The organism is Chryseobacterium sp. PET-29 (assembly GCF_025736815.1).
Taxonomy (GTDB): domain Bacteria; phylum Bacteroidota; class Bacteroidia; order Flavobacteriales; family Weeksellaceae; genus Chryseobacterium; species Chryseobacterium nepalense.
This window is the reverse complement of the sequence record NZ_CP107053.1, coordinates 3,907,866-3,931,653: the sequence shown is the minus strand read 5'-3', so window position 1 is coordinate 3,931,653 and position 23,788 is coordinate 3,907,866. Positions and strand designations below refer to the sequence as shown.

Here is a 23,788-nt window from a genome sequence, read left to right as displayed (position 1 = left end):
ACCAAATCCATTGGTTTTTGTCCGTGTAATTCTGAATGTTGATGAAATATGTTTCTAAATTGTTTCATTTTATTATTTTAAAAAGTTTTTGAAATGCTGAAAACCTGTTGCTTTCAATTTTCGGTTGCAAAGTAAATATGATTTTTTTTAATTCACAAATTTATTTTTCATTCAATCACCTGAAAATCAACACATTAAACGTTATTTTTAATATAGAAAATACCTGTCCGCAACGGATTGCAGATACTCTTACTACCTAAATGACTGTCTCTCATCGGTTTATTGATCACTTCTTATTTTCTTATTAATTGTTCATTGTTGATTAAAAAATATTCAATTTTATGGTTATTTTTTTTCATTCTAAATAATTTCTCTCCTAAAACACAAAAAAAACGCCTCGAAAATCGAGGCGTTCCTGTACTATTTGATAAAATTTTTACGGGTTTACAGTAAACAATTTTCAAAGAAAGCACATTTTGCCTCATTCAACAACATCCATTCATATCCAAACGATCCCTTTACTACAGGACGATCGCATAGATTTAAACTGATATGTGCTCTTTGTATTGTCATAATTTTGTTGCCGCAAAGATAAACGTTTTTTTGAAAAGTTTAATTTCTGAACATTTTATTCCTGCCTGTTTTATACCTTGAAATGTCTTTTAAAATGACCTCATCATCGGGATTGAAATGTTTTAATTCATTCACGATTTCCGAACGCGTCGTTACTTTTTCAGCGATGATTTCGTACGCAATGTTTCTTGTAGGAACCCGAAGCTCCGGAGCTTTTTTAAATTCCTGCTTCATGGCTTCCAGGTAAATGATCTTTTTATCAGAAGGCGTCTGTCCGAAGATTTGCAGAATTTCGTGCTCAAGCTTTTTAACATCACCAATATTATCGAAATACTGTTGCAGGCAATTGAGCGGATCGTGATTTTCTTCCCAACCTCTGAGAAGTACTTTCTGTGCTTCCTGATGCATATCCATTTTATTCCGATATATCAGGGAAGCTTTTACCATCTGATAACTCATTAGATAATCGTCTACAACCATCTGATAAAAGAGAAAAGCATTTTCCAAATCATCAATCATTTTATACAGGTCGCCCACTTTTTCTTTCTGCTGAAGTTCTTTATAGAGAATAATTGCTTTGTCGTACTGTTTAGCGTTCACATAGCAGTTTGCAGCATCCGCTTTATTATTAAGCTTTTTGAGATAGACAGCTGCTGCTTCGTTATAAAATTCGCCGTTCTCCAGTGTTTTAGCAGCTCGGTAATAATCTTTAAGCAAATTCATATAAACGACCGCTGCTTTTTTGTATTCATTATTCTGAATATGCTTTTCGGCAATATCTTCATACATGCTTTTTAATCGATCGAATATCGATGAATCTAAAGGAACTCCGTTACCACCATATTTTTTCTGCACGGGTGGCAGAGGATCTTTCTCTTTACTTTGAAGCAAAACAATCAATACCACAACGATGCAGACAAAAAATATAAACTTAAATACACCTGCTAATGCATCCTGTATCGCTTGCTGTGACCACTGTGCAATAATTGCAATTATTTTAAAAAGCACCAGTACAAAAAAAGCAACCAGGAATTTATCTAAAAATTTTCTATTTCTCATTCTTTCCTGATTTTAAAATGTCCATATCCTTACTGAATAATCTGTACAGAAGCACAATAACGCCGATAATCAGCAGCCATACCAGCCAATTATAGCCGAATGTTTTGATGAGCGGATAGAAAATATACAATAAGGAGGCAGCAAGTATAATAATGAGAATCATTTTGATTCCTTCAGAAACATATTCACCGCCCAAATATAATGGCTTTTTCCTTACAAAATAGGAATACCCGGCCACCAAACCCATCATTGCCAGGATCATCCAGGTAATTTCTGAAACGGAAGTTTTCCCTTTTTCGACATCTCCAGATGTATTAAAAATCTTCTTTCCTGTTTCTTTATGGAAGACCACCGTTGGATCTGTAGTATGCAAAGTCCCATAGATTCTTGACAACGAATCAGATACTACTCTTTTTCTCATTTCCAACAGATCATCAGCAAGAAGTTTCTGAGAAATTTTTGTCATCGTATTGGAAGTATCTTTTCTGATGGAATCAAGGATTTTTGTGTGATAGCCTTCTGTTTTAAGTTTTACCAGATCTTCTGTCTTTTTAAGATAAACATTCTTTAGAGAATCTCTGGATTTTTTCTCTTTTAATCTGTACTCTTCGATTTTCCACAAAATCACGTCTCCGGTTCCATTCACCTGTTCATATTCCTGTATCAGCTGCCTTCTTTCTTTTCCGTACAGAGAATCGATAACCATATCAATTTTGGTAACTCCGGATTCAAAAGCAAGCTTGTTTTCTGGTACCGTCTCAACAGTGTGATCATTGTAAAGATCTGTTGAAACATTAGAAACCTGGATTTCTTCCGGATTGTTCTTCTTTGAGTCTAAGACAAAAATGATAATAACAACAAGCACTATAAATCCGATTAATACTTTCCACGAATCTTTCGATTTTTCAGATGAATTTTGAGACTGCTTATCCGCACCAATAGGGTCGCCGCCCATCCCGAACATTCCGAAATCAAAATTAAAATCTCCCCAACCCCCTCTTGAATTCCCGTGAATATCCAACGGAACGCCAAAATAAACTGCCCGTTCCGGATACTTAGTAATGTAAGCGATATATTTTTCTATTTCTTCCAGATTTCCTTCCATTACCTTTTTCAGATCAAAAGGAAGATTTTTCATCCATTCTTCGTCCGTTTGAGGATTCATAAGCTGTTCCAACAAGTCGTCGTCATTCATATGTACCTGAAAGCTCCGGATCTTTTGTGGAATATTTATTCCATTCAGCGGTTTTCTAATGACTAATTCTGTTTTTGAGGAGTCCTGCAAAACGGTTATCCAGTCAATCTCTTCTTTCAGTCGGACAAGCCCAAAGTCCGGGTGCATAATGATATATCGGGCATCCTGATATTTCCAGTCTTCAGCAATAAGCTTAGGATAGAAATCGGTATTTTCAGGAATAAATAATCGATTGTCGAAACATTGAAAATAACTGTGCTGCCCGATATCAGCGGGAGCATTATGAGTAAAGACAAAAAAACATCCGTACAAAACATTCGGTTCCTGCGAAGGGATCGCAAATGACTGAACTGCATTAAGATCAATACCCAGCAATTCCATTTCCTGTAGCCATACCTGTGGTGAGGAGCTTCTGATCAGCACTCCAGTTTTTGGGTAATTATTTTTCGGAAAAGGCTTAATCTTCAGTTCCATATTCCAGTATTTGGTCGATAAATCTTTTCAGGTAAGCTTCATACATTTCCTGCATTTCTTTTACTTTAAGCAACGTATGCTGTGGCAGGTAATATTCTGCACCGGTAAATTCGGTATCCGAAGCCAACGCAGCAGCACGATATTCCAAAGCAGGCATATAAAATACCGGAATATTGGCATTAATACTTCTGAATGTAATGATCCCTCGTGAATCTGTAATAATCTCACTTCCTTCAGAAAAAGTAAATTTATTTTTAATCTGATTTGCCTTAATGATAATCGGCAATTTATTTTTCATGAGATAAAGCGTACTTCCATAGTTTTTCAGCTCACTTTTAGAGAAAACGAGATTATGCTCACTGTTGATTCCGACTAGAGTAAAATTGCTTAATATTTTAAATTTATTAAACTTCAGCTTGTCCAGTTCAATATATACTTTCCCAATGTTTTTAGCAATTTCAGCATCATTCCGAACCATTTGCATGGAAACTTCTCCTTCTACAGTAATACTAAAAATCTCATCCAGCTTTTCTTCATGCAGATAAAAATGTTTATCGAAGTAGACCAGCTGCACATTGGCAGGAATATCAAATCCGGAGACATTCAACTCAGAATACTCTTTCGTTTCGATGTTGAGTTTTGAGATCAAATTCTTAGCCGGCTGATACTGGCACAGAATAAATTGTTGCTGCTTATTTTTTGCCAGGGCAAATTGTCCCTGATCTTTAACGGAAATATTTTCATACAGGACCTCGCAACCCCGATGTGTCCAGTAGCTTCCATAATATCCTTTATTATAATAATTATCGGTGAGATGCGTCCTCAGCAATTGCTTTTTACTGCTCAAAATAAAGAATTCGCCCTCATAAAGAAAGGTTGCAATCTGTTGCTTGGGAGCAGGAAAGAGTAACGGATAATTCTTAGGTACATCCGTTTTAGCTCCCTGTTCTGTAACATTATTGGATCTTCTTCTCTTTTTTGAAGGGGGATTTGCCCATAATTCCTTCAAGGGAAGCACGATTTTCTGAATATGTTTCCTGATTCCTTTCTGATGCTTAAAAAAATTCAGTTCACCATTAGCCGAAGTTGTCACGAGAAACTTGAGCCGGTCGCGATTCTCATTAATAACTTTCTGAAGGTTTTGATTTTTTATATTATCTTCATGTGTAATGAAAAAGACTTCCAGATCCTTACCCATATGTTCTTCATTAAAAAACTTTTCCAGTGCTTTTGAAACTTCCAGAACAGGGCTCACGAAATTCAGATTGTTAATGACATCTTCCACTTTTTTGAGTGATAAGGGAACAGTGTGCTCTCCAAGTGCATAAACTTTACATTCAGAATGCGCTTTCGGGTGTTTGATGACGGCGATGGCAGAAGCAAAGGCCATTACTTTCGGAGTTCCCCAGTTTTTCAGGGAAGTATCGATCAGAATGATCCTTTCAAAGATATTTTCTTCCGGCGGAATTTCCCTCTGGATATACAATGCTTCATTGTTGGCGACACGATTCATAAAGATTTCATCATCATGGGCAAATTCCGACAACAGCATTCTGTGAAGTTCGCCTTTATTGGTCATATCAGAAATCCCACCGATGGGCTGATCTCCCGGCGAAAGGTGACGCAACGGGATTTTCAGTCCGCTCCAGATTCTTTTGATAAGGCTTCCGACCTGGAAGGTTTTCGGTTCTTCAATCAGTTCTTCAATGAATTCTGCTCCACTTTCGATGGTCGTTTCCTCTTCAAGGACTTCTTCTTTTAAATCAGGAAGACCAATCTCATCATTCATGGCATTGATGATCGATTCTGTCGTTGGAAACTCGTTATAAAGATAAGCGAGTGTTTCGATATCGTTCCTGAAGACCGTTACATTCAGCTCTTCTTTTCTGGCAAATTCAGCAATAGCATGAGGTTTCCTTTCAAATTTCCGGATAACTCCTTCGGAATATTCCGGGGACATGCGGATGAGGGCATAACTGAAAATAGTCCTTAACAGAATAATTTTGTTGGAAGATCTTTTTAACGAATTCCCGAGATGCATCAGATTTTTTAAAAAGCTTTGCGCATCATAGACGTCATTCTCCATATCTGTTCCCGGAAATGCGTTTTTGTATTTTCTGATATAGAAAAATATCCCATCCATGTTTAGATGCCCGTCCTGAATCGCGTAGAGCACGAGCAATAATGAACCGAACGGCGGCAGTCCCTGTCCTTTTAATTCTTTGAGAATACCCATGACATAGGCTCTGTAGGCAAGAGGTCCTACATTCGGAATAGAAATAAGGTTGTTTTCATGGTAGCCTGTATCATCGGGAACATCTTCATCGGTCGTCCACTCCCAGAAATAATTCTCGTAAGACCGGAAATATTCTCTTACATCCATTCTTTTGCTTTTTCGGTGAGACGGAACGAACTTACAGATAACTTCCGGAAATCACTTTTAAGGATAGGAAGAAAACTGCCATTTTCACTCCATAAAATCCAATGGTCGCGGTTCGCATTATATTTTCTTTGCAGTAAAGAACTCAGATTTTTAAATTCAAAATCAAAGCCTGCAGGAATAAGATGATCATCCTTTGTCCAGTATGTTTTTCCCGGAAAGCTTAGTAATGGCATTCCCAGAAAAAGCGCTTTATCATCAATGATAATCCAATCCAGTTTTTCGAGTTTAAATTTGGGTAAAGCAACCATACTGTCTTTTATTTCATTAATTGAACTTAATAAAGCAACAGCAGGTTTCTCATCCTCGCTAGGTTTTAGTTTTACCTCAACTTTTTCATCAATTCCGAAAAAATTATTATTGGAAACCGGGAATGTAAGCCGTAAGGCTTTATCGATAGGCGTCCAAAGCAATGCTGACCTTATTTTCTTACTGGGAACCAAAGCATTTTTGCGAAACAGCAATCCGTCCCGCAATTCGTACAATATAAAGCTGGGCAACTGCTGGATATCTGGTGAAACGGCCTGCTCAGCCGTAAAGCCTTTCAGCCAGATCATTTCACCGTCCAATGCGACCTGGATATTTCTCCAATCGCGGATCGAACCTAAATATTCTTCATGCGGGCGGGGAATTTCAGCCCAGAATTCTTTTATATGCTCTGAAGGATCTTTTGCCATAGACTTTCAATTTCCTGTTGAATATATTGTTTCTGTTCAGGGTTTCTGATCCAGTCACAACGGGTCTGAAGATACCTCAGTTTATCTTTGATCACATTCTGTTCTTCAAAGCTCAGTGCTGCGCTATTCCACTTCTCTACAAGAATTTGTACATCTTTCATGACCTCTTCGGGATCGGGGGTTTTATTCTGGAGTGCCTGTGGATGAGCTTTCGGATGTTCATCTTTCTCGATGGTCCTGTTGATGATGCCTTCCAGGATTTCGATCTGTTCTTCCGTATCCCAGATGTGTTTCAGCACCCAAAGGTCTGAAACAACAGCCTCATTTCTTCCACAGATCAGGGCGCTTGCGGCAATAAGATTCTGCATTTTTACGGCTCTTCGGTCAGATATGGCAATTCCTGTATTGCGGAGGCTGATGATCGTGTTGAGGTACACTTCATAAATCGGCTTCAGATCTACCGTTTTACAAAGATTTTGCAGTTCTCTGATCTCTTGCGAAAGGATTTCCGGCAGTTCCGTTTCGGTATTGTTTTCGAGTTTTCTTCCGGCCAGAAGCACCTGATGAAGAAGCTCCGGGTTTACATAATCGACATTGATTCTGATGAGAAAACGGTCGAACAAGGCGTTCAATGCTTCGTCTTCGGGAAGGACATTGCTGGCACCAACGAACATAAGCGCCGGAAGATGCCTTGTTTCTTTTCCTCTTTTAAAGATCTTTTCATTTAAAGCCATTAATAAAGAATTCAGAATGGCAGAATTTGTGTTGAAAATTTCGTCAAGAAAAACCAGGGAAGCTTCGGGCATCATACCTTCGGTATTGGTCAGCAACTCTCCTTCTTTTAGTTTTCTGATATCGAAAGGCCCGAAAATCTCATTTGGTTCGGTAAAGCGGGTCAAAAGATATTCGAAGTTTTTTCCATCTTTTACGGTTTTTGCTAATGTCCTTACCATCGCCGATTTAGCAGTTCCGGGAGGGCCATACAAAAATGCGTTTTCCCTTGCCAGCAGGCAGATTCCCAATAAATCGATGACGTTATCTTTTCCGACAAAAGTATCTTTGACGTATGTGAGAACCCGGTTTAATTTTTCTATATTTTGAGTCATTTGTTTTTGTGTTATAATTTTTGGCTTCTTTTTTAAACGCAAAGATTAGAAAGTTTCTTTGAACTACTACTGTTTTTAAGTTCGCAAAGGCGTTCTACTTAGCAAAGAAAACAAAGCTTTTTTTCTTATGATAACAAAACATTTGTATTGATATTCTATATTTTTAATGTTTTTTAATAGAAAGTTACTTCGGCAGGCTCAGCATAAACCTTTTCCTTTAACAGAGAAATACAGAAGTTAATTTTCTGTTATTTTTAATTCTTTCCAATAAATATCTTTATATAAGCCAAATTCAGCAATCAGCAAGTTGTTGATATAAGGAATTTCAGCAAGCTGATAGGATCTTTTTTCTACAATTCTTTCAAGATATAATTTTCGGTAGGTGCTGTCTTTCAATTCTTCTTCCCAATTGATATTTCCCGACTCTATATCATAACCAATTCCTGAATAATGAAATTGCTGAAGGATATTTTCCAGCATCTTAATCACTGGATCTTCGGGATCTGCATTTTGTAATACCGAAATGACCTGTGGTAAAAACCGCAAGGATAAATCTGCGGATAATATGGAAGAAATATCTCTTTTTCCTTTATATGCAGGAATGAGCTTATCGATATCTTTGGCAGTATCTTGCCTGATAAGATATAATTGTGCACTGTGATACAGCACTTTTGCGGCCCATACCGCGGCTTCTTTATCAAAGTTTATTTCCAGGGATAAAAATTCGAGTCTTTCTTTTTCAAATTCTGCTTCTAAATAATCTGCCGTATCCTGAATTTCTTTTCCTGATATTTCATAAAAATCTGTGAAAATCGTGATGCATTCTTCTTTCCGAAGAAGAAACAAAGTATCTAAAAAAGAAAATCCGGATGGCATCATATCAATAACAATTTGAAGAAATAAACAGCAGGAGAATTATTTTCTTTTAGAAGATTTTCTGATGTACAACTGAGGAGCCAGGACAACCTTCTTTTCCGTGGAAATACCGGATCCGCTTTCTTTTACGCTTTCCAGAAAAACCTGACCCGCCATTTTACCCATGATCAGCGGTGTCTGGTCCACAGAACTTATCGGCAGCTCCATAAACTGGGTAAAAGGTTCATTGGAAAACCCGATAACCGCCACTTCATGCGGGATTTTTATTTTCTTCTTTTTAAGTTCCTGACAGGCACCTAATGCTGCAAAATCACTGGCGGAAAAAATCGCATCCGGAACAGACTTCCTGTCCCAAAGTGTTTTAATTGCTTCAATGCCAGCTTCTATAGAGCTGCCTGTTGTGATGATATTTTCTTCTTTTACCTGAAAATGATGATCCGTTAAAGCCTGCTTATATCCGTTTAAACGGTTCTGGTAAATTTCAAGATTCAGATCTCCTGAAAAATGGCAGATATTTTTATACCCTTCTTTGATGAGGTGTTCGGTGGCCATATACCCTCCGCGGTAATCATCGATGGTTACGGTGCTGATTCCCGAAATATCTTTTTTACGGTCGAAAAAAATGATCGGTGTATTGCTGGTGTCCAGTATATTCTGAATATGGGAAGTATCAATTGTTGTTCTTGAAACCGACATAAAAATCCCGTCTACCTGTGCATTCAGCAAGGTATTGAGATGTCTTTTTTCAATATTCACATCCTCATGGCTCTGACAGATGATGACGTGGTACCCGAAAGGAGAAAGTTCTTCTTCAATTCCACGGATCACGGATGAAAAGAAATTGGTATTGACAAACGGAACGATGATCCCTACATTTTTGGTTTCCCCGCTCTTTAAAGCTTTGGCAAGATTGTTCTGTTTGTAGTTCATCTCCTTCGCCGTTTTGGTCACCAGATCTTTTGTGGCCTGGCTTATTCTGGGATGATTGTTCAGCGCTCTCGAAACAGTTGCCACACTTACGTTAAGCTTCTTCGAAATATCATAGATGGTGGCACTTTTTTTATTCATACAGGTTTTTAGTTATGTCTCTAAACGAATGTATATTATTGAGGTAAATTTAATCAAATTCTCACTACCGGAAAGGAAATGTAAGCATTTATCTCAGATTTTAAGCATTGATAATATAAACTGTTGTAAAAATTTAGATCTAGTACTCCTCCGAACTTACTCTCAGTGATTTAAGTAGGATCCTTTAACCAATAAAAAAAGAGCTTTACCGACTTGAATAAAGCTCTTTTTGATGAAATATTTTTCAGGATAATTATCTTTTGTTAGCATCAAAGGCTTTTCAACGCAGATTCCAGGGCAAGCTCCATCATCGGTTTCAAAGCGCGCTCTCTTTCATCCGCAGAGATCTTTTCGTGGGTCGGGATAATATCTGTTACCGTAAGGATGGTTGCAGCGTTTTTCCCTAGATGCTTTGCATTGGCAAATAATCCGAAAGCTTCCATTTCCACGGCCGGACAATTATATTTTGTGGCAATCGCAGGTACCGCAGGATCTTTCCTGTAGAAAATATCACTGCTGTGAACGTTGATGGATTTTGTTTTCAGGGAAAGTGCTTCTGCAGTCTGGTTAATGGTATTGTAAATGCTACCCTGATGCGGAAGGATCTCGTCCTCTATTTCCCAGGCATATTTCGCATAGGTACTTTCACTGGCCGCATTATCTACATTTAAAATATCGAAAAGCTGAAGATCGGTGCTGTACGCCCCGCAGGTTCCGATCCGGATGATGGTATCCACTTCATATTCCGTGAATAGCTCGAAGGAATAGATCCCGATGCTCGGAAAGCCCATTCCGCTGGCTCCTACTGTGATTTCCTTTCCTTTATATAAACCCGTATAATAAAATATGCCCCGTGTTTTGCTTACCAATTCTGCATTTTCAAGATATTTTTCGGCGATAAACTGCGCACGAAGCGGATCTCCCGGCTGTAACACGACTTTGGCTATTTGTCCTTTTTCTGCACTGATGTGAATACTCATACTTTTATTTTCAATGAGGCAAAGATAGCAAGAAAATATTTTGGGGATGATTTATACAATAAGTGATTTTGAATGATTGATGACAGCGAATGTAGATTTAGGCTAAAGCCTGTAACTATTGATATAGCAGATGTCGCGGATTTTCAATCCGTGACTTTACTTGTAGCGCGGATTGCAAATACGCGCTATTGATTTATTTTAACTACTTTTAATGACAATCTAATCTAGATTGATAAATACTGTATTTTATGCTAAATACTACGATAACTTCCTTCAATGAACTTAACAAGTGGTTGTCTGACAACTTTTATTTTGAAGATGGTCACATATTATCAATAAAGGAAAATCCTTTAGAAATTGTAGTTGGTTATAACACAAAAGCAAATTATAAGGCAAATTCTGAAAGACATATTTTATCTTTTAAAATAACTTCTTCTAATATTATAGAATGGGATTTTGATAAAAAATCTGCATTATTAGGAGAAGACAACTACATTGAATCCATAGAATCTATTGAAGTTGAACATGGAATCTGTCTGGAGTTTTTTACACCTGCAATTATCCGACTTACCGCAGAAAATCTTGTTATTGAAGAGCAGGAATTAATAAAAACAACTTTTAAACCCTGGGTTAGTGACAAAGAAATATTTTTGACAAGTGATCTTTATGAAATCCCTAAACCTGAATTTTGGAAGCAGAAATTAAATAAATATGGGCACCACATATCGTTTCGCTATTATGCAGGTGATGAAAGACTACCGAACCAAGTCCCTTACCCTGATTATCAAGGATACTTTATACAACTTACAGACAAAATTAAGCACACACAAGAAGGTATTTTTCTAAAGCATCTACAAATAGTTAATGGAAAATTAAATTTGAGTTTTGAAAATAAGGATGACGAATTGAAAAAAGTTTGGAATAATTTAACATTGATTCTAGCGAATTTTCCAAATGCCAAAATACATTGCGGAAATTGTGAATTTACGGGAACACAGTGGAAGCAATATTTGTCTGACAAAGTTTTACCAACAATTGAATAACAAGAAACATCCAGATGTCGCGGATTTTCAATCCGTGACTTCTTATATATACCCATTTACTTTCAGCACGGATTACAAATCCGCGTCATCGACTTTTTCTTTACAGTGGCCCCGCTTTTAATAGGCACATGCTAGTTTTCTCTTTTTAAATTTTTTTGTTACCTTCGTTTCTATAAAAAAACACACGATTTTAATACTCTTAATATATTAACCTTTAAAATCAAAATGATGGGATTAACAAATTTAAACTCCACCCATTTGAGCAGTGCCAAGATCACTGCGGCCCAGGATGCCATCGCGGCATTGGAATCAGCGCTTGCTGAAATCACAATCAACCTTTCACCCGATGACCGTAAACGCTACGGAAGCATCAACGAGCAGAACAAGCTTTTTGTAAACAAAGTCCACGATTACAACCAGAGCCAGCCAGGTCTGAGTTCTCCGGAAGTCGACTGGAACGAGTTCAACAAAGACCACAGTTCCCGCAACAGTATGGAAACCATGATCAGCAGGCTCGAAAGCATTATCACGAGACTCAACAATGCGAAAACGCTGCATGATTTCGACAATTACCAGTCGGCATTAATGGATTATTCATACACCACGTATAAAGCGGGAACTTCAACGGCGGGATTTGAGAACAAGTATAAAGACCTGAAACAGTTCTTTGTAAAAAGTACAGGTCCTGCGGATCCACCTGAAAAAAAATAAAACAGCAACCAAAAATCACCCCTTCTAGTCACGGAGGGGTATTTTTATGATTTCACCTAAATTCTTACTTCACTAGAGAGGCTGTGCCATCATCCGGAGACGTTGTTTACTGTTCCCGATACGTTGATCACAGGTTCGGTGGTGTCTTTTACCCATCCGGAGACGTTGTTTAATGGTCGGGCGAGGTGGTGGAAGCAGTCGCAATAGGTTCCGGACGGGTTCGGAGTGGTCTTTCAACCTGTCCGGATAGGTCTTTTACGTCTCCGGACAGGTTGTATAACCTATCCGGAGGCATTCACGACGTCATCAGAGGCATGAACAACCGCGCCGGACTTCTAATGGACGTGTCGGGATAGGTGGTGGGACGTGTTGGATGGATTGTGGGATGTGTCGGGAAAGGTTTTTGATGTGGAATTTATGAATGGTAGCGTGCAGATCTTCTTTTTGTTGGCGCGAGCGTCTCGCTCGTGTCCAATATTAGCACGAGCGAGACGCTGGCAAAAGCTTGATTTTTCAGCTAATATTTCTGTAAGTTATCATTTGATTTATTGCGGCTTTTAGCACTTGTAAACTAATTTTAGCAGTATGTATATCTGGGTTAAATCCACTATAAAGTTGCTGATAGGGATGGATATAATTTCTGAAATCTCTTAGAGAATGACTAAATTTTTTAACATCTTCATGTAAAATTTTATTTTCATAAGCGACATTAATAAAGCTACTAAGATTCCAATCTTGAAATTGTTTTGGTTTACCGTCATCATGTTTGGGTGTCGATTTAGCAGTATTAAATTCTTTTGGATATTTGATTGCCAATCCCAGCAATATACCCTCCAATGTACTACCACATAAAAAAATAAGTGATAGTGGTGCTGAAGACTTTAAACATTTTTCAATTTCTTTTATTCTTGATTTTAAAACTTCTGTAATATGATATTCTAATTCTAGCTTTTCTAAATCTATTTTTACAAATTCCTTATTTAAAAATTCCTCTTCGTTGATATCTACGTTATCAGTTTTATTTGAAATTTTATTGAAATACTCATCTGTTATTTTTCTAAAAGATATTTCCTTACCATTACGGATAATAATCCAATTATCGAAAGACAAATAATCATTAAATTCAGATATGTATTTATCTAAGACATCTATTTTACCAATAAAGTTAAGTGGTGAAAATACTTTTTTAATACACTTATCTAAAGAAGGTGTACCATTGATTTTCTTCAAATTATTTTCAGTATAAATCCATCTTGAAGGAAAGCCTTGTCCATATACATCATTAAATCCTAAGTCATTAAAAAAAGCTACCAGTTTAGGTCCTGTTCTATATTCTGTCTCTTCATTTATAAGTTCTCTTAGTTTTTCTATAGTTTTTGCCTGGATTATCATTTTTTGTTTTTATTGAAAGTTACAAGATATAGAATAAATATTTTCTTAATTTAGCTATTAGTGAATAAAATTTCTCTTGCTATAAAAACACACGAAATCTTAAATATTCTTACTGGTCTTACTATACAAACTAAATTCACAAATCATTAATAAATTTCTTGAGATTATCCAAACCTAACAAAATACTTTTTTTCCGTTCCTCTAAATTACCATCTTCTGATTCTTCAAATTTCTTCGCCAAGTAAATCTGTCTCTCAATTACACCAGATAGCGCAGACACCACATTCATAAATTGTGTTCTAGAAGTAGCATCTTCAGATATGTTGTAATTAAAATTATTGCAAGCATTCTTTACTGATTCTTGGTCAAAAGAAATCATTTCTACTGAATGAGCAAACTCATTTCTTATTTTTCTAATAGTTTGAACATCTTGTTGAGCTAATGGAGGAAGTAATCCTAGTGAATATGACATTATAATTTTTGAAGAAAATGTTCCTAATGGACCATTAAAATCAAAAATCTGTTTCTTCTGTTTTTTAGATCCAATTAATTTACTATATAACAATTTTTCTAACATAAAGTCTAAGTGAGAACTTGCTAATAAAACACAACCTCTATCTGACTCTTTGGTTAGTTCGTTTCTTATTGTAAGAAACTCCATTTGAGATTTACGAAATTCTTCTGGAAATTTATTTGATGGATATAAGACTTCCATAATTTCATTTTGTAAATCTATTTTTCTCTGATCTTTCATGTTTAAAAGTATTATTATCTCAAATATACAAATCCGTGACTTTCTACAAACAATTCTAAGCACAAATTATAAATCTGCGATATTTAATCAAAACTAATTTTATAATCATTTAACTTTAAAAAGTAAGTGAAACCTAATGTTGCAGATTTATAACCGTGAATTTCCAAAAACACAATATCATTATGGTTCTATTAACCACCCCGTCTTAATTTTCCGTAAAATTAAGACGGGGTGGTTTCTTTTCATAGCTTTATGAAATTTATAACCTAACTGCTATATTTGCCGCACGAGCAGGATGCCGCGCCAACGTATATTTATGTAAACTGACAATGGATACCAATTATTTACCAAATACCATCCGTGAACTTGAATATTGGATGAAAGAACACTGTTTTAATTTCAACAGTTATTCGATCAACGGAAACCCTATTTATGAAGGTATGGGAATCGAACAATCCGGTAATCATTTTACCTGGTATTATACGGAACGTGGACAAAAGCAGGTTCTGGAAACCTTCAACACAGAAGCAGAAATCACAGCATATGCTTTTAACCAAATTAAATCCGACAAATGGGCGAAGACGCATTGTATCGGTTTTTCAGCGGACATTGGTAAAATTACCGACCTGAAAAATAAATTAGCCTCCATGAACATCGAATACTTTGAAGATAAAATTCCGTATTACGGACTCGAAAGGCCGGTGTACAGAGTATTTGTTTTAGGCTGTGACATCCTGAAAACGGAACATTTAAAAAAGAAATATTGGACAGAGAAATAAAGTGCTCTTTTAAACTTTAGCATCTTTTTGTTATTCCACAGGAATCTCAACCCAATATTTCGGCATGTCGAGATTCTTACAGAATGACAAAGTTCACATGCTATTATCAAAAAACAAAAGAAAATGCTCCCCACCGAAGCAGGAAGCATTTTCAACCCTAATATTTAATATAACTAACCCATTACAAAGAGACCCCTCGTCTCCATGGAATGAAATCATTCTGATTTAAAAGATCGGCTTTGGTTTTGACCTCGCCGCTTGCTACTGTGATGATGTATTCTAACAGCTCGTCCGCCGCCTCCGGGATTGTTTTGTCCCCGCTGATGATAGTTCCGGCATTAAAATCGATAATATCCGGCATTTTTTCTGCCAACGCCGTATTGGAAGAAATCTTTATCACCGGGGCAATAGGATTTCCCATGGGTGTTCCGAGACCTGTTGTGAAAAGAACCACTGTTGCTCCCGATCCTACTAACGCAGTTGTACATTCGGCATCATTTCCGGGAGTACAAAGGAGATTAAGACCTGGCTTTGTGGCGTATTCTGTAAAATCCAACACTTCTACGATGGGTGCGGCACCGCCTTTTTTGGCTGCACCTGCCGATTTCATGGCATCGGTAATCAATCCGTCTTTGATATTTCCGGGGGACGGGTTCATATCAAAACCTGATCCTGCAGCGACAACGGATTTTTCAAAATCTTTCATCAGCTGAAGGAACTTCACACCGTCTTCATCGTTGATACAACGGTTCACTAGCTCCTGCTCTACTCCACACAGTTCAGGGAATTCTGCAAGCATGGTGGTTCCGCCAACAGCTGCCATAATATCGGAAACTTCTCCCAAAACAGGGTTTGCGGAAATTCCTGAGAAACCATCTGATCCGCCACATTCCAAACCGATGTTCAGTTTAGTGATAGGAGCAGGCCTTCTTTCAATATTATTGGCTTTCTTTATTCCTTCATAAGAATCTTTAATCACACCGGTCAGCATTTCGTCAATGGTTCCCGATTTCTGCTGTTCGTAAACCACGATCGGCTTTTTGTTATCCGGAGCCAACGCATGAAGGGCATCCATAAAGATCTGCACCTGAAGATTCTGGCATCCTAAACTGAGAACGGTAGCGCCCGCAACATTAGGATTGTTGACGTATCCTGCAAACAGTCTCCCCAATGCTTCGGCATCCTGACGGATCCCGCCACAGCCGCCCTGGTGCGTGATGAACCGTACGTCTATATTTTTAAATACTCTCGTATCTTCTTCGTCCTCTACCGCAATATCAGAAGTTTCGCCGCCATTTAACAAAGACCTTAATAACAGCTGATGTTTGCTTGCTTTTTCATGCAGCAGTTCTTTTTCAAAAATATCTTTTAGTGTTTCGATATTCTTATTCTCGCAAAAAACCAAAGGAAAGAACAGCCATACATTTTCCGTTCCCACCTGTCCGTCTTCGCGGTGATAGCCCATGAAGGTGCGGTTTTTCCATTTATCTACATTCGGCGGAATCCAGCCTAAAGTTTCGGTTTTACCTTCTACTTTTGCACTTTGGTGTTTTACGTTTTCCGTCGTAATAACTTCTCCTTTTTTGATGGATTGATTTGCCTTTCCAACGATAACTCCGTACATGATGATGTGATCTCCGTCTTCAAAATCGGTGGCCGCAAATTTATGTTTAGCCTTAATATCTTTTACTACGGTATAATCTGCTCCGTCAAGATGTACCGATTCTCCGGCAGGCAAATCCAGCAGCGCCACAATAACGTTGTCTTTGGGATTTACTTTCAGTACTTTCTTTTGCATGATTTTAAGAATTAAATTCTACAAAATTGTTATACGCCGTTTCCATATCATGGTGATCGATTTCGTATAATGCTTTGGCAACCGCTGTGTTCAATCCTTCAACCTGAGTAAGGTCTGTGTCCCAGAACAACGTTTCGGAAAGTGCCCGTTCAGCTACTTTTTCGTAATCTTCATTCGTCCAGATTTCTTTGAATTTAGCGATAATTCCGGCTTCATCATTCAGGGGAAGGGCTTTTTCACCAAAACTTCCCTGGTAGAACCGTATTAAGCTAGCTAAAGAAAAGGTAAGATTGACCGGTAATTTTCCTTCGGTTTCAACGTAAGTTAATAAGCTGGGCAATACTCTTACTTTAAATTTGGAAACAAAATACAGCGCAATACTCGCCAGATAATGTTTGATAAACGGATTTCTGAAACGGTCAAAAACTTCTTCCGCGAAATTTTTCAATTCTGCTTCATCCAAACCTAAAGTCGGGTTAACTTCATTAAAAATGGCATTGCTTAAAAACTTCCCGATAAACGGGTTGTCGATGGATTCTTTTACCGTTTCCTGGCCCGATAAAATCGCAGGAGCCAGCATCAAAGTATGTCCACCATTCAGGATTCTTACTTTTCTTAAACGGTACGGCTGAATATCATCAACCACCAAAATCTGCTCGTTGATTTTGTTGAATGGAATTCTTTCATTTAAATTTCCGGCTTCCTGAATTACAAAAAGCAGGAAACATTCAGAAACCACCATCATCTGGTCTTCATAATCCAGCTGATCTTCATAAGATCCTGCATCATCCTTAGGATAGCCAGGAACAATCCTGTCAACCAACGTATTATGAAAATAATTATATTGGTTAATCCATTGCACAAAACGATCTTCCAAATTCCAAAGCTGTGCATATTTCAGGATGATCTCTCTTAAAGCAAATGCATTGTCTTCAATTAATTCGCAAGGGATAATTCTCAATCCTTTATCTGCCGCTCCGTTGAAATGCTTAAATCTTTCGTGCAGTAAAACCGTCACTTTTGCAGGAAAATTTCTGTGCGGACCTTCGTAAGAGGTTTCCGTTTCGTCGTAAGCGATTCCTGTTTCTGTTGTGTTTGAAAATACAAATTCCAGCTCCTCTTCTTTTGCCAGCGCTAAGAATTCATCATAGTCTGAATAAGGATTAACCGATTTTTGAATGGCAGAAATCACTTGCTTTTCATCATGAATTTCTCCTTTTTTAATTCCTCTTGTGAAAAGCGTATATACATTATCCTGCTCTTCCATTTTCTGAATGGAGCCGTTGGGCGTTGCCTGCAAATTGACAATTCCACCTTTCCATTCGGTTTCCTTATTTAATTTATCAATGATATAATCCGTGAATCCTCTCATGAAATTCCCACCACCGAACTGAACGATTTTAATGGGAAGTTTTTCCTGAGCATTGCTTAATTCACGATTTAATTTTTGTTTTATCTGATTTTCCATTTTTCTAATTTGAATTAAATTGTGTTTTTAATTCTGCTAAATCTTGATGCAGGATGTTTTTTAACGCAAAGACCGCAAAGATTTTTTTTAATGCTTGATGTATATTTTTAAGTTCACAAAACAAAGTTTCGCCGATTCTACTGAATCAATTATAAATTGAGGCAAAGGCGTTACTTAGCAAAGAACTCAAAGTTTTTATTTTGACTTAAGAATTTGTTTAAATACTACTTTTTGTCAAACCTATAAGGTTTTAAAATCTTATAGGTTTAGTTTTTATTACTAATCACTTTATATTTCGGGACTAGTGTTTTCATTACTGCCCAGGCGATTAAGTAAGCAACCGCACAGACTGAGAAAATGATCATGTAGCCTTTATCAATTCCGTCGACTACAACTGCTCCTGATTTTTCCAGTTGTTCGAAGAAGCCGTCCGGCAGCCTTTCGTTGATATACTGCGGATATTTATCCAATAAAGGAACTCCGTCAACGGTTGTCCATGCTTTATGCGCGTGATCAAACAAAACTCCTGAAGATTTATTGATTAAAAATGAACCGATTCCGCCTGCCATTCCGCCAATGCCAGTGATGGTTGCGATGGCTTTTTTCGGGAACATATCGCCAACAGTAGAAAATATATTAGCCGACCACGCCTGATGTGCTGCGCCTGCTACGCCGATAATTAAAACCGGAATCCAATACGTTATAGAACCTAATGGCTGAGCCAGTAAAGCCAGCAACGGGAAAAATGCAAAGATCAGCATGGCTTTCATTCTTCCATTATAGGCATTCATCCCTTTTTTTTCTACAAAATACTTGGGAAGCCATCCTCCTATAATAGAGAATAACGTAATCATGTACAGTATAAATAAAGGGAATGCACTTTGCGTGGAATCCATTTGGTATACCGAACTTAAATAGGCCGGAGTCCAGAATAAAAAGAACCACCAAACTCCATCTGTCATGAATTTTCCGAAAGCAAATGCCCAGGTCTGTCTGTAGCTGAAGCATTCTTTGAAGGTGAATTTTCTTTCTTCAGCAAGCTGATTTTCTTCAACAGTTATTTCCTGATGATCCTGATTGATATAGGTAAGCTCATGTTCGTTTACTTTATGATGCTCGTGAGGTTTTTTATAATGAAAAACCCAAAGCCCCATCCATACAAATCCTAAGGCACCAATAATGATGAATGCCCATTCCCATCCCATTGATTTTGCAATAAACGGAATAGTAATTGGCGCAGCCAAGGCACCCACCGTTGCACCTGCATTCCAGATACTTGTGGATAAAGCTCTGTCTTTTTTGGGAAAATATTCTGCCGTAGTTTTAATAGCTGCCGGGAAATTACCAGCTTCACCGATAGCCAAGACAAAACGGGCAAAGATAAACAGCGAAACGCTGGTACTGATAATCGCAGATGTATTGGAAACCGTTGCGATCAGTTCTTTTGATCCATGAAAACCTGCCGTCCAGTTTCCTGTGAGGATTCCTGATGTGGCAACACCACAGAATGCATGTAATACGGCTCCTACAGACCAAATACCAATTGCCCAGAGGAATCCTTTTTTCGTATCCATCCAATCAACAAATTTACCTGCGAATAACATTCCCACTGCGTAAAAAATGGAAAATAAGGCGGTTATATTTCCATAATCATTATTATTCCAGTGGAATTCCGGAGCAATAAAATCTTTCCACGTTAAAGATAAAACCTGACGATCCAGATAGTTGATTGTCGTGGCAATAAACAGCAGGACACAAATTGTCCACCTGAAATTCGTTGGTTTAAGTAATTTAACTGAACTCATATTAGTTTTTTGAATTAGTTATTTTTTGTTTTTTTTTAATGATGGTATTTGTTTTAACGCAAAGTCGGCGAAGTTTTTTTGACTACTAACTATTTTTAAGTTCGCAAAGGCGCTCTGCTCAGCTAAGATCGCAAAGTGTTTAGCTTATTTATCATTATTTTAAAGCCTGAATAATATCCAGAACTTTCTTTGTTTCATTTTCAATGGTTGCGTAATCTTTAGCAGCCATAAGTTCTTTGCTTACCAGCTTGCTTCCCATTCCCACTGCAGAAACACCGGCTTTGAACCAGCTTTCAATGTTTTCCTTCGTAGTATCAACTCCACCGGTCGGCATAAATTTCAGATTTGGAAAAACATCTCTAATGGCACTCATAAACCCTGCTCCTAAAGCGTTTCCTGGAAATAATTTAATGAAAGTTACCCCGGAATTTTCAGCTTCAATAATCTCAGTTGGCGTCATACAGCCTGGACTATACAAGATATCTTTTGGAATTAGAAATTCTGCAACTTCCGCTACAAATCCTGGACTAATGAAAAAATCTGCACCTGCCTTATAGTATTCTTCGGCTTGTTGCAAATTTTTTATGGTTCCGATTCCTAAAAGCATCTCCGGCATTTCTGCATTACGGATTTCGATCATTTTGGTAAAATTGCTTAACGCTGCTTCACCACGGCTTGTATATTCTACTGCGCGGATTCCCGCTTTATAAAGTGATCTCAGTATATCTAAAGTTACCGTTTCATCAGCATTATAATACAGCGGTAAAATTCCCTGATTAATGATGGCGTTGGTAACGGTTTGTATTTTTGTCATTCTATTTTTTATTTTTAATGCAAAAGTGCAAAGTTGGGAGCCGTGTTAGAGCTTAAAGCTCTAACACGGCTGAGGTTCTTACCTTTTTATTCTTCCTCCTGAATTTCCGCCCATTACTTCAAGGATATCTTCTGCACTGCTGTAATTGATATCTCCTAAAATGGTGTGTTTGATAGCACACGCGGCGTTGGCAAAATTCAGTGCTTTTTCGTCATCGAAATTTTGTAAGCCATAAATTAAGCCTGCTGCAAAAGCGTCACCTGTTCCAATTCTGTCGACTACAGGATTTACTTCCAGTAATTCTGTTTCAAAATAATTTCCGTTAACCAGAGCTCTTCCCTGCGTTTGCTGAGAACTCGCTGTAACACCAATTCTTATTTTATCGAAAATTTTATGAATGGAAGGACACTGTTTTTTTAATTCTTCACATGCTTCCAGAAATCCGTTTTGATCTGATGAAAACTGAGTTCCCAGAATTTCGTTGATTTCATTGGTTCCTCCGATGAAAATTGTTGACAGGGAAACCAGTTCTTTCAACACTTCATTTCCTTTTTTACCATATTTCCAAAGATTTGAACGATAAGCAGGATCCGTTGTAATCTCGATTCCCATTACACGGGCAGTTTCAAGACCTTCCTTCAGTGCCTCATACGCTGCTTCTGAAATTCCGGGGCTGATTCCTGTCCAGTGAAAATAATCACAACCTTCCAAAGCTTTCTTCCAGTTGATATTCCCGGCTTCAATATTCGCAAAAGAACCGTTTAACCTGTTGTATGCAATTCTGCTTGCTCGAACCGCCGATCCTACTTCTAAAAAATATAAACCTAAAGGATGTTCGTTTTTAGAAATAAAATTGGTATCAATTCCAACGCTTTTTACAAAAGAAAGTGCTGACTCCCCTACAAAATCATCGGAAACACTGCTGACATGTTTAACCTCACAACCCATTATTGCCAGTGATGCCGCTACATTAAGCTCCGTTCCGCCAAAAAAGAATTCCATTTCGTGACTTTGCTTCATGGTTCTGTTTCCGGGTGGCGAAAGCCGCATGATGATTTCACCGAAAGTAAGTATTTTACCCATAAGTTTTACTAACCTTGATTTTTGAATATCTGTTTTTGGTTTAAATGCAAAGTGCTCAAAGATTTTCTTTTAAAACTTAATGCATATTTTTAAGTTCACAAAACAAAGTTTCGCCGATTATTATAAATTGAGGCAAAGACGTTTGACTACGTCGAATCTTCGATTTCACTTAACTAAGATCTCAAAGTTTTACTATTTTTTTGTTTCTCGCGGATTGAGTACATTACGCAGATTTTTCTAATACAATCATCTGTTAGATTTGCTTAATCTGCGAGAATTCTTATTTAAATTTAAAAATCGAAATAATTTTTGGCATTATGGTAACAAATATCGGAAATTATTTTACCGACATGTTCTATATCGTCCGGCAATTCTCCATTTTTCATTTCTTCCCCGAAAAGATTACATAATACTCTTCTAAAATATTCGTGTCTCGGGTAAGAAAGGAAACTCCTGGAATCCGTAAGCATTCCCACAAAGCAGCTGATTAATCCCATGTTGGAAAGCGCATTCATTTGTTTGATCATTCCGTCCTTCTGATCCAGAAACCACCATCCTGATCCGAACTGTACTTTTCCTTTAATGCTACCGTCATTAAAGTTTCCAATCATGGTTGCGAAAATCTCGTTGTCGGCAGGATTTAAATTATATAAAATGGTTTTCGTTAATTTATCTTTTCCGTCTAACGCATTTAAAAATTTAGATAGATTTTCCGCCTGCACGAAATCTCCGATAGAATCCCATCCTGTATCCGGACCAAGGATTCTGTGCATTCTTTCATTATTGTTTCTTAATGCTCCCAAGTGAAACTGCTGAACCCAGCCGAATTGATGATAGGTTTCACCTAAGAATAATAAAATCGCTGTCTTGAATTGGTTCACCTGTTTTTCAGCGATAACTTTTCCATTCAGTTTATCATTAAAGATTGCGTTCACTTCCGCTTCTGTAGCTTCCTCGTAAGAGATATTATTTAACCCGTGGTCGCAAAGCCGGCATCCGTTTTCGTGGAAGTATTCAATTCTTTTTAATAAAGCGTCACATAATGTCTGGTATGAATTGATTTCAATTCCGGCAGCTTCGCCCAATTTTGAAATGTAATCTGCAAAGTTGTGATTTTCTATTAAAATGGCTTTATCCGGGCGGAAGGCAGTACTGACTTTGATGGAGAAATCACTTTTCGCCAGATCCTGATGATAATTGAGAGTATCGGTAGGATCTTCTGTTGTACACAGAGATTCCACATTCATCATTTTTAATAATCCTCTGGTGGATTTTTCAGGAGTCTGAAGCTGTGCGGTGATGTTATCGTAAATTTCCGAAGCATTGTTCTCATTCAGCAATTCATCAATTCCGAAATATCTTTTTAATTCCAGATGCGTCCAGTGATATAAAGGATTTCTCAGGGTGTAAGGAACCGTATTTGCCCATGCCTGAAATTTTTCTTTGTCTGAAGAATCCCCTGTAATAAATTTTTCGTTTACGCCTAAAGTACGCATGGCTCTCCACTTGTAATGATCGCCGGCAATCCATACTTTAGAAATATTTTCGAAAACAGTATCTTCTGCAATATCTTTAGGAATCAGGTGATTGTGATAATCAATGATCGGTTGTTTTTCTGCAAATCTGAAATATAATTCTTCAGCGTATTTACTTTGTAATAAAAATTGATCTGTTATAAAAGGTTTCATTCTCG

Annotated in this window: 20 protein-coding genes; 3 read left to right on the top strand and 17 right to left on the bottom strand. The window is 37.5% G+C overall.

All coding sequences use genetic code 11. The features are described from left to right. Window positions 1–612 precede the first annotated feature (612 nt). The 8 genes from ODE14_RS17775 to deoD all read right to left on the bottom strand — a co-directional run bounded on the left by ODE14_RS17775 (window position 613) and on the right by deoD (window position 10,448). Entirely contained in the window at window positions 613–1,632 is a 1,020-nt protein-coding gene (locus ODE14_RS17775; RefSeq protein ID WP_263602372.1) for a soluble NSF attachment family protein, read from the bottom strand. Then, window positions 1,622–3,301 carry an APC family permease gene (locus ODE14_RS17770; protein WP_263602371.1) on the bottom strand — a complete coding sequence of 560 codons (1,680 nt, stop codon included), beginning with the start codon at window positions 3,299–3,301 and terminating at the stop codon, window positions 1,622–1,624. The genes ODE14_RS17775 and ODE14_RS17770 overlap by 11 nt, the downstream gene beginning before the upstream one ends. Next, window positions 3,285–5,684 (bottom strand): hypothetical protein, encoded by a 2,400-nt coding sequence (locus tag ODE14_RS17765; protein WP_263602370.1) that lies wholly within the window; start codon window positions 5,682–5,684, stop codon window positions 3,285–3,287. Before ODE14_RS17765 ends, ODE14_RS17770 begins: the two co-directional genes overlap by 17 nt. After that, complete coding sequence (locus ODE14_RS17760) at window positions 5,675–6,418, bottom strand: hypothetical protein (RefSeq protein ID WP_248394734.1); 744 nt, start codon at window positions 6,416–6,418, stop codon at window positions 5,675–5,677. The genes ODE14_RS17765 and ODE14_RS17760 overlap by 10 nt, the downstream gene beginning before the upstream one ends. Next, on the bottom strand, window positions 6,391–7,524 hold the full coding sequence (locus ODE14_RS17755) for an AAA family ATPase (RefSeq protein WP_263602369.1): 1,134 nt from the start codon (window positions 7,522–7,524) through the stop codon (window positions 6,391–6,393). The genes ODE14_RS17760 and ODE14_RS17755 overlap by 28 nt, the downstream gene beginning before the upstream one ends. 237 nt (window positions 7,525–7,761) lie before the next feature. Next, window positions 7,762–8,403 carry a hypothetical protein gene (locus ODE14_RS17750; RefSeq protein ID WP_263602368.1) on the bottom strand — a complete coding sequence of 214 codons (642 nt, stop codon included), beginning with the start codon at window positions 8,401–8,403 and terminating at the stop codon, window positions 7,762–7,764. A 36-nt stretch (window positions 8,404–8,439) separates the two neighbouring features. Continuing rightward, window positions 8,440–9,468, bottom strand: a complete 1,029-nt coding sequence (locus ODE14_RS17745; RefSeq protein WP_263602367.1) for a LacI family DNA-binding transcriptional regulator — start codon at window positions 9,466–9,468, stop codon at window positions 8,440–8,442. Window positions 9,469–9,737: 269 nt separating this feature from the next. Beyond that, window positions 9,738–10,448, bottom strand: a complete 711-nt coding sequence (gene deoD / locus ODE14_RS17740) for a purine-nucleoside phosphorylase (RefSeq protein ID WP_248394739.1) — start codon at window positions 10,446–10,448, stop codon at window positions 9,738–9,740. 248 nt (window positions 10,449–10,696) lie between these two features. Between deoD and ODE14_RS17735 the strand changes: the two genes are divergently transcribed. Together ODE14_RS17735 and ODE14_RS17730 are read left to right on the top strand one after the other, a co-directional pair. Beyond that, window positions 10,697–11,491, top strand: a complete 795-nt coding sequence (locus ODE14_RS17735) for a metallophosphoesterase (RefSeq protein WP_263602366.1) — start codon at window positions 10,697–10,699, stop codon at window positions 11,489–11,491. 228 nt (window positions 11,492–11,719) lie between these two features. Beyond that, the gene (locus ODE14_RS17730; RefSeq protein WP_263603855.1) at window positions 11,720–12,202 is read left to right on the top strand and encodes a hypothetical protein; all 483 of its coding nucleotides are present in this window, start codon (window positions 11,720–11,722) and stop codon (window positions 12,200–12,202) included. Window positions 12,203–12,371: 169 nt separating this feature from the next. Here ODE14_RS17730 and ODE14_RS17725 read toward each other — a convergent pair whose 3' ends face one another. From ODE14_RS17725 to ODE14_RS17715, 3 genes are all read right to left on the bottom strand, one after another. Further along, the gene (locus ODE14_RS17725) at window positions 12,372–12,497 is read right to left on the bottom strand and encodes a hypothetical protein (protein ID WP_263602365.1); all 126 of its coding nucleotides are present in this window, start codon (window positions 12,495–12,497) and stop codon (window positions 12,372–12,374) included. 218 nt (window positions 12,498–12,715) lie between these two features. Further along, window positions 12,716–13,594: a hypothetical protein gene (locus tag ODE14_RS17720; RefSeq protein WP_263602364.1), complete on the bottom strand. Its 879-nt coding sequence runs from the start codon at window positions 13,592–13,594 to the stop codon at window positions 12,716–12,718. 136 nt (window positions 13,595–13,730) lie between these two features. Further along, window positions 13,731–14,348, bottom strand: coding sequence for a hypothetical protein (locus tag ODE14_RS17715; RefSeq protein WP_263602363.1), 618 nt, complete (start codon window positions 14,346–14,348; stop codon window positions 13,731–13,733). Between the two features lie 329 nt (window positions 14,349–14,677). Here ODE14_RS17715 and ODE14_RS17710 point away from each other — a divergent pair, with 329 nt between their 5' ends. Then, window positions 14,678–15,127, top strand: coding sequence for a hypothetical protein (locus ODE14_RS17710; protein WP_263602362.1), 450 nt, complete (start codon window positions 14,678–14,680; stop codon window positions 15,125–15,127). Window positions 15,128–15,308: 181 nt separating this feature from the next. Here ODE14_RS17710 and ODE14_RS17705 read toward each other — a convergent pair whose 3' ends face one another. The 6 genes from ODE14_RS17705 to uxaC form a co-directional block, all read right to left on the bottom strand. Beyond that, window positions 15,309–16,925 (bottom strand): UxaA family hydrolase, encoded by a 1,617-nt coding sequence (locus ODE14_RS17705; RefSeq protein WP_263602361.1) that lies wholly within the window; start codon window positions 16,923–16,925, stop codon window positions 15,309–15,311. Window positions 16,926–16,929: 4 nt separating this feature from the next. Next, entirely contained in the window at window positions 16,930–18,393 is a 1,464-nt protein-coding gene (locus tag ODE14_RS17700) for a tagaturonate reductase (protein ID WP_263602360.1), read from the bottom strand. A 266-nt stretch (window positions 18,394–18,659) separates the two neighbouring features. After that, window positions 18,660–20,198 (bottom strand): MFS transporter, encoded by a 1,539-nt coding sequence (locus ODE14_RS17695; protein ID WP_263602359.1) that lies wholly within the window; start codon window positions 20,196–20,198, stop codon window positions 18,660–18,662. A gap of 154 nt (window positions 20,199–20,352) precedes the next feature. After that, window positions 20,353–21,012 carry a bifunctional 4-hydroxy-2-oxoglutarate aldolase/2-dehydro-3-deoxy-phosphogluconate aldolase gene (gene eda / locus ODE14_RS17690; protein ID WP_263602358.1) on the bottom strand — a complete coding sequence of 220 codons (660 nt, stop codon included), beginning with the start codon at window positions 21,010–21,012 and terminating at the stop codon, window positions 20,353–20,355. Between the two features lie 78 nt (window positions 21,013–21,090). Next, window positions 21,091–22,095, bottom strand: coding sequence for a sugar kinase (locus ODE14_RS17685; RefSeq protein ID WP_263602357.1), 1,005 nt, complete (start codon window positions 22,093–22,095; stop codon window positions 21,091–21,093). A gap of 290 nt (window positions 22,096–22,385) precedes the next feature. Further along, window positions 22,386–23,783 carry a glucuronate isomerase gene (gene uxaC, locus ODE14_RS17680; protein ID WP_248394753.1) on the bottom strand — a complete coding sequence of 466 codons (1,398 nt, stop codon included), beginning with the start codon at window positions 23,781–23,783 and terminating at the stop codon, window positions 22,386–22,388. Window positions 23,784–23,788: the final 5 nt, after the last annotated feature.

Excerpts from the sequence above, each read along its gene's own strand:
- deoD (WP_248394739.1), bottom strand. The coding sequence starts at position 10,448 with ATGAGTATTCACATCAGTGCAGAAAAAGGACAAATAGCCAAAGTCGTG.
- ODE14_RS17775 (WP_263602372.1), bottom strand. The coding sequence starts at position 1,632 with ATGAGAAATAGAAAATTTTTAGATAAATTCCTGGTTGCTTTTTTTGTA.
- ODE14_RS17750 (WP_263602368.1), bottom strand. The coding sequence starts at position 8,403 with ATGATGCCATCCGGATTTTCTTTTTTAGATACTTTGTTTCTTCTTCGG.
- ODE14_RS17720 (WP_263602364.1), bottom strand. The coding sequence starts at position 13,594 with ATGATAATCCAGGCAAAAACTATAGAAAAACTAAGAGAACTTATAAAT.
- ODE14_RS17710 (WP_263602362.1), top strand. The coding sequence starts at position 14,678 with ATGGATACCAATTATTTACCAAATACCATCCGTGAACTTGAATATTGG.
- eda (WP_263602358.1), bottom strand. The coding sequence starts at position 21,012 with ATGACAAAAATACAAACCGTTACCAACGCCATCATTAATCAGGGAATT.
- ODE14_RS17730 (WP_263603855.1), top strand. The coding sequence starts at position 11,720 with ATGGGATTAACAAATTTAAACTCCACCCATTTGAGCAGTGCCAAGATC.
- ODE14_RS17715 (WP_263602363.1), bottom strand. The coding sequence starts at position 14,348 with ATGAAAGATCAGAGAAAAATAGATTTACAAAATGAAATTATGGAAGTC.
- ODE14_RS17760 (WP_248394734.1), bottom strand. The coding sequence starts at position 6,418 with ATGGCAAAAGATCCTTCAGAGCATATAAAAGAATTCTGGGCTGAAATT.
- ODE14_RS17700 (WP_263602360.1), bottom strand. The coding sequence starts at position 18,393 with ATGGAAAATCAGATAAAACAAAAATTAAATCGTGAATTAAGCAATGCT.
- ODE14_RS17755 (WP_263602369.1), bottom strand. The coding sequence starts at position 7,524 with ATGACTCAAAATATAGAAAAATTAAACCGGGTTCTCACATACGTCAAA.
- uxaC (WP_248394753.1), bottom strand. The coding sequence starts at position 23,783 with ATGAAACCTTTTATAACAGATCAATTTTTATTACAAAGTAAATACGCT.
- ODE14_RS17685 (WP_263602357.1), bottom strand. The coding sequence starts at position 22,095 with ATGGGTAAAATACTTACTTTCGGTGAAATCATCATGCGGCTTTCGCCA.
- ODE14_RS17725 (WP_263602365.1), bottom strand. The coding sequence starts at position 12,497 with ATGCCTCCGGATAGGTTATACAACCTGTCCGGAGACGTAAAAGACCTA.
- ODE14_RS17765 (WP_263602370.1), bottom strand. The coding sequence starts at position 5,684 with ATGGATGTAAGAGAATATTTCCGGTCTTACGAGAATTATTTCTGGGAG.
- ODE14_RS17735 (WP_263602366.1), top strand. The coding sequence starts at position 10,697 with ATGCTAAATACTACGATAACTTCCTTCAATGAACTTAACAAGTGGTTG.
- ODE14_RS17770 (WP_263602371.1), bottom strand. The coding sequence starts at position 3,301 with ATGGAACTGAAGATTAAGCCTTTTCCGAAAAATAATTACCCAAAAACT.
- ODE14_RS17695 (WP_263602359.1), bottom strand. The coding sequence starts at position 20,198 with ATGAGTTCAGTTAAATTACTTAAACCAACGAATTTCAGGTGGACAATT.
- ODE14_RS17745 (WP_263602367.1), bottom strand. The coding sequence starts at position 9,468 with ATGAATAAAAAAAGTGCCACCATCTATGATATTTCGAAGAAGCTTAAC.
- ODE14_RS17705 (WP_263602361.1), bottom strand. The coding sequence starts at position 16,925 with ATGCAAAAGAAAGTACTGAAAGTAAATCCCAAAGACAACGTTATTGTG.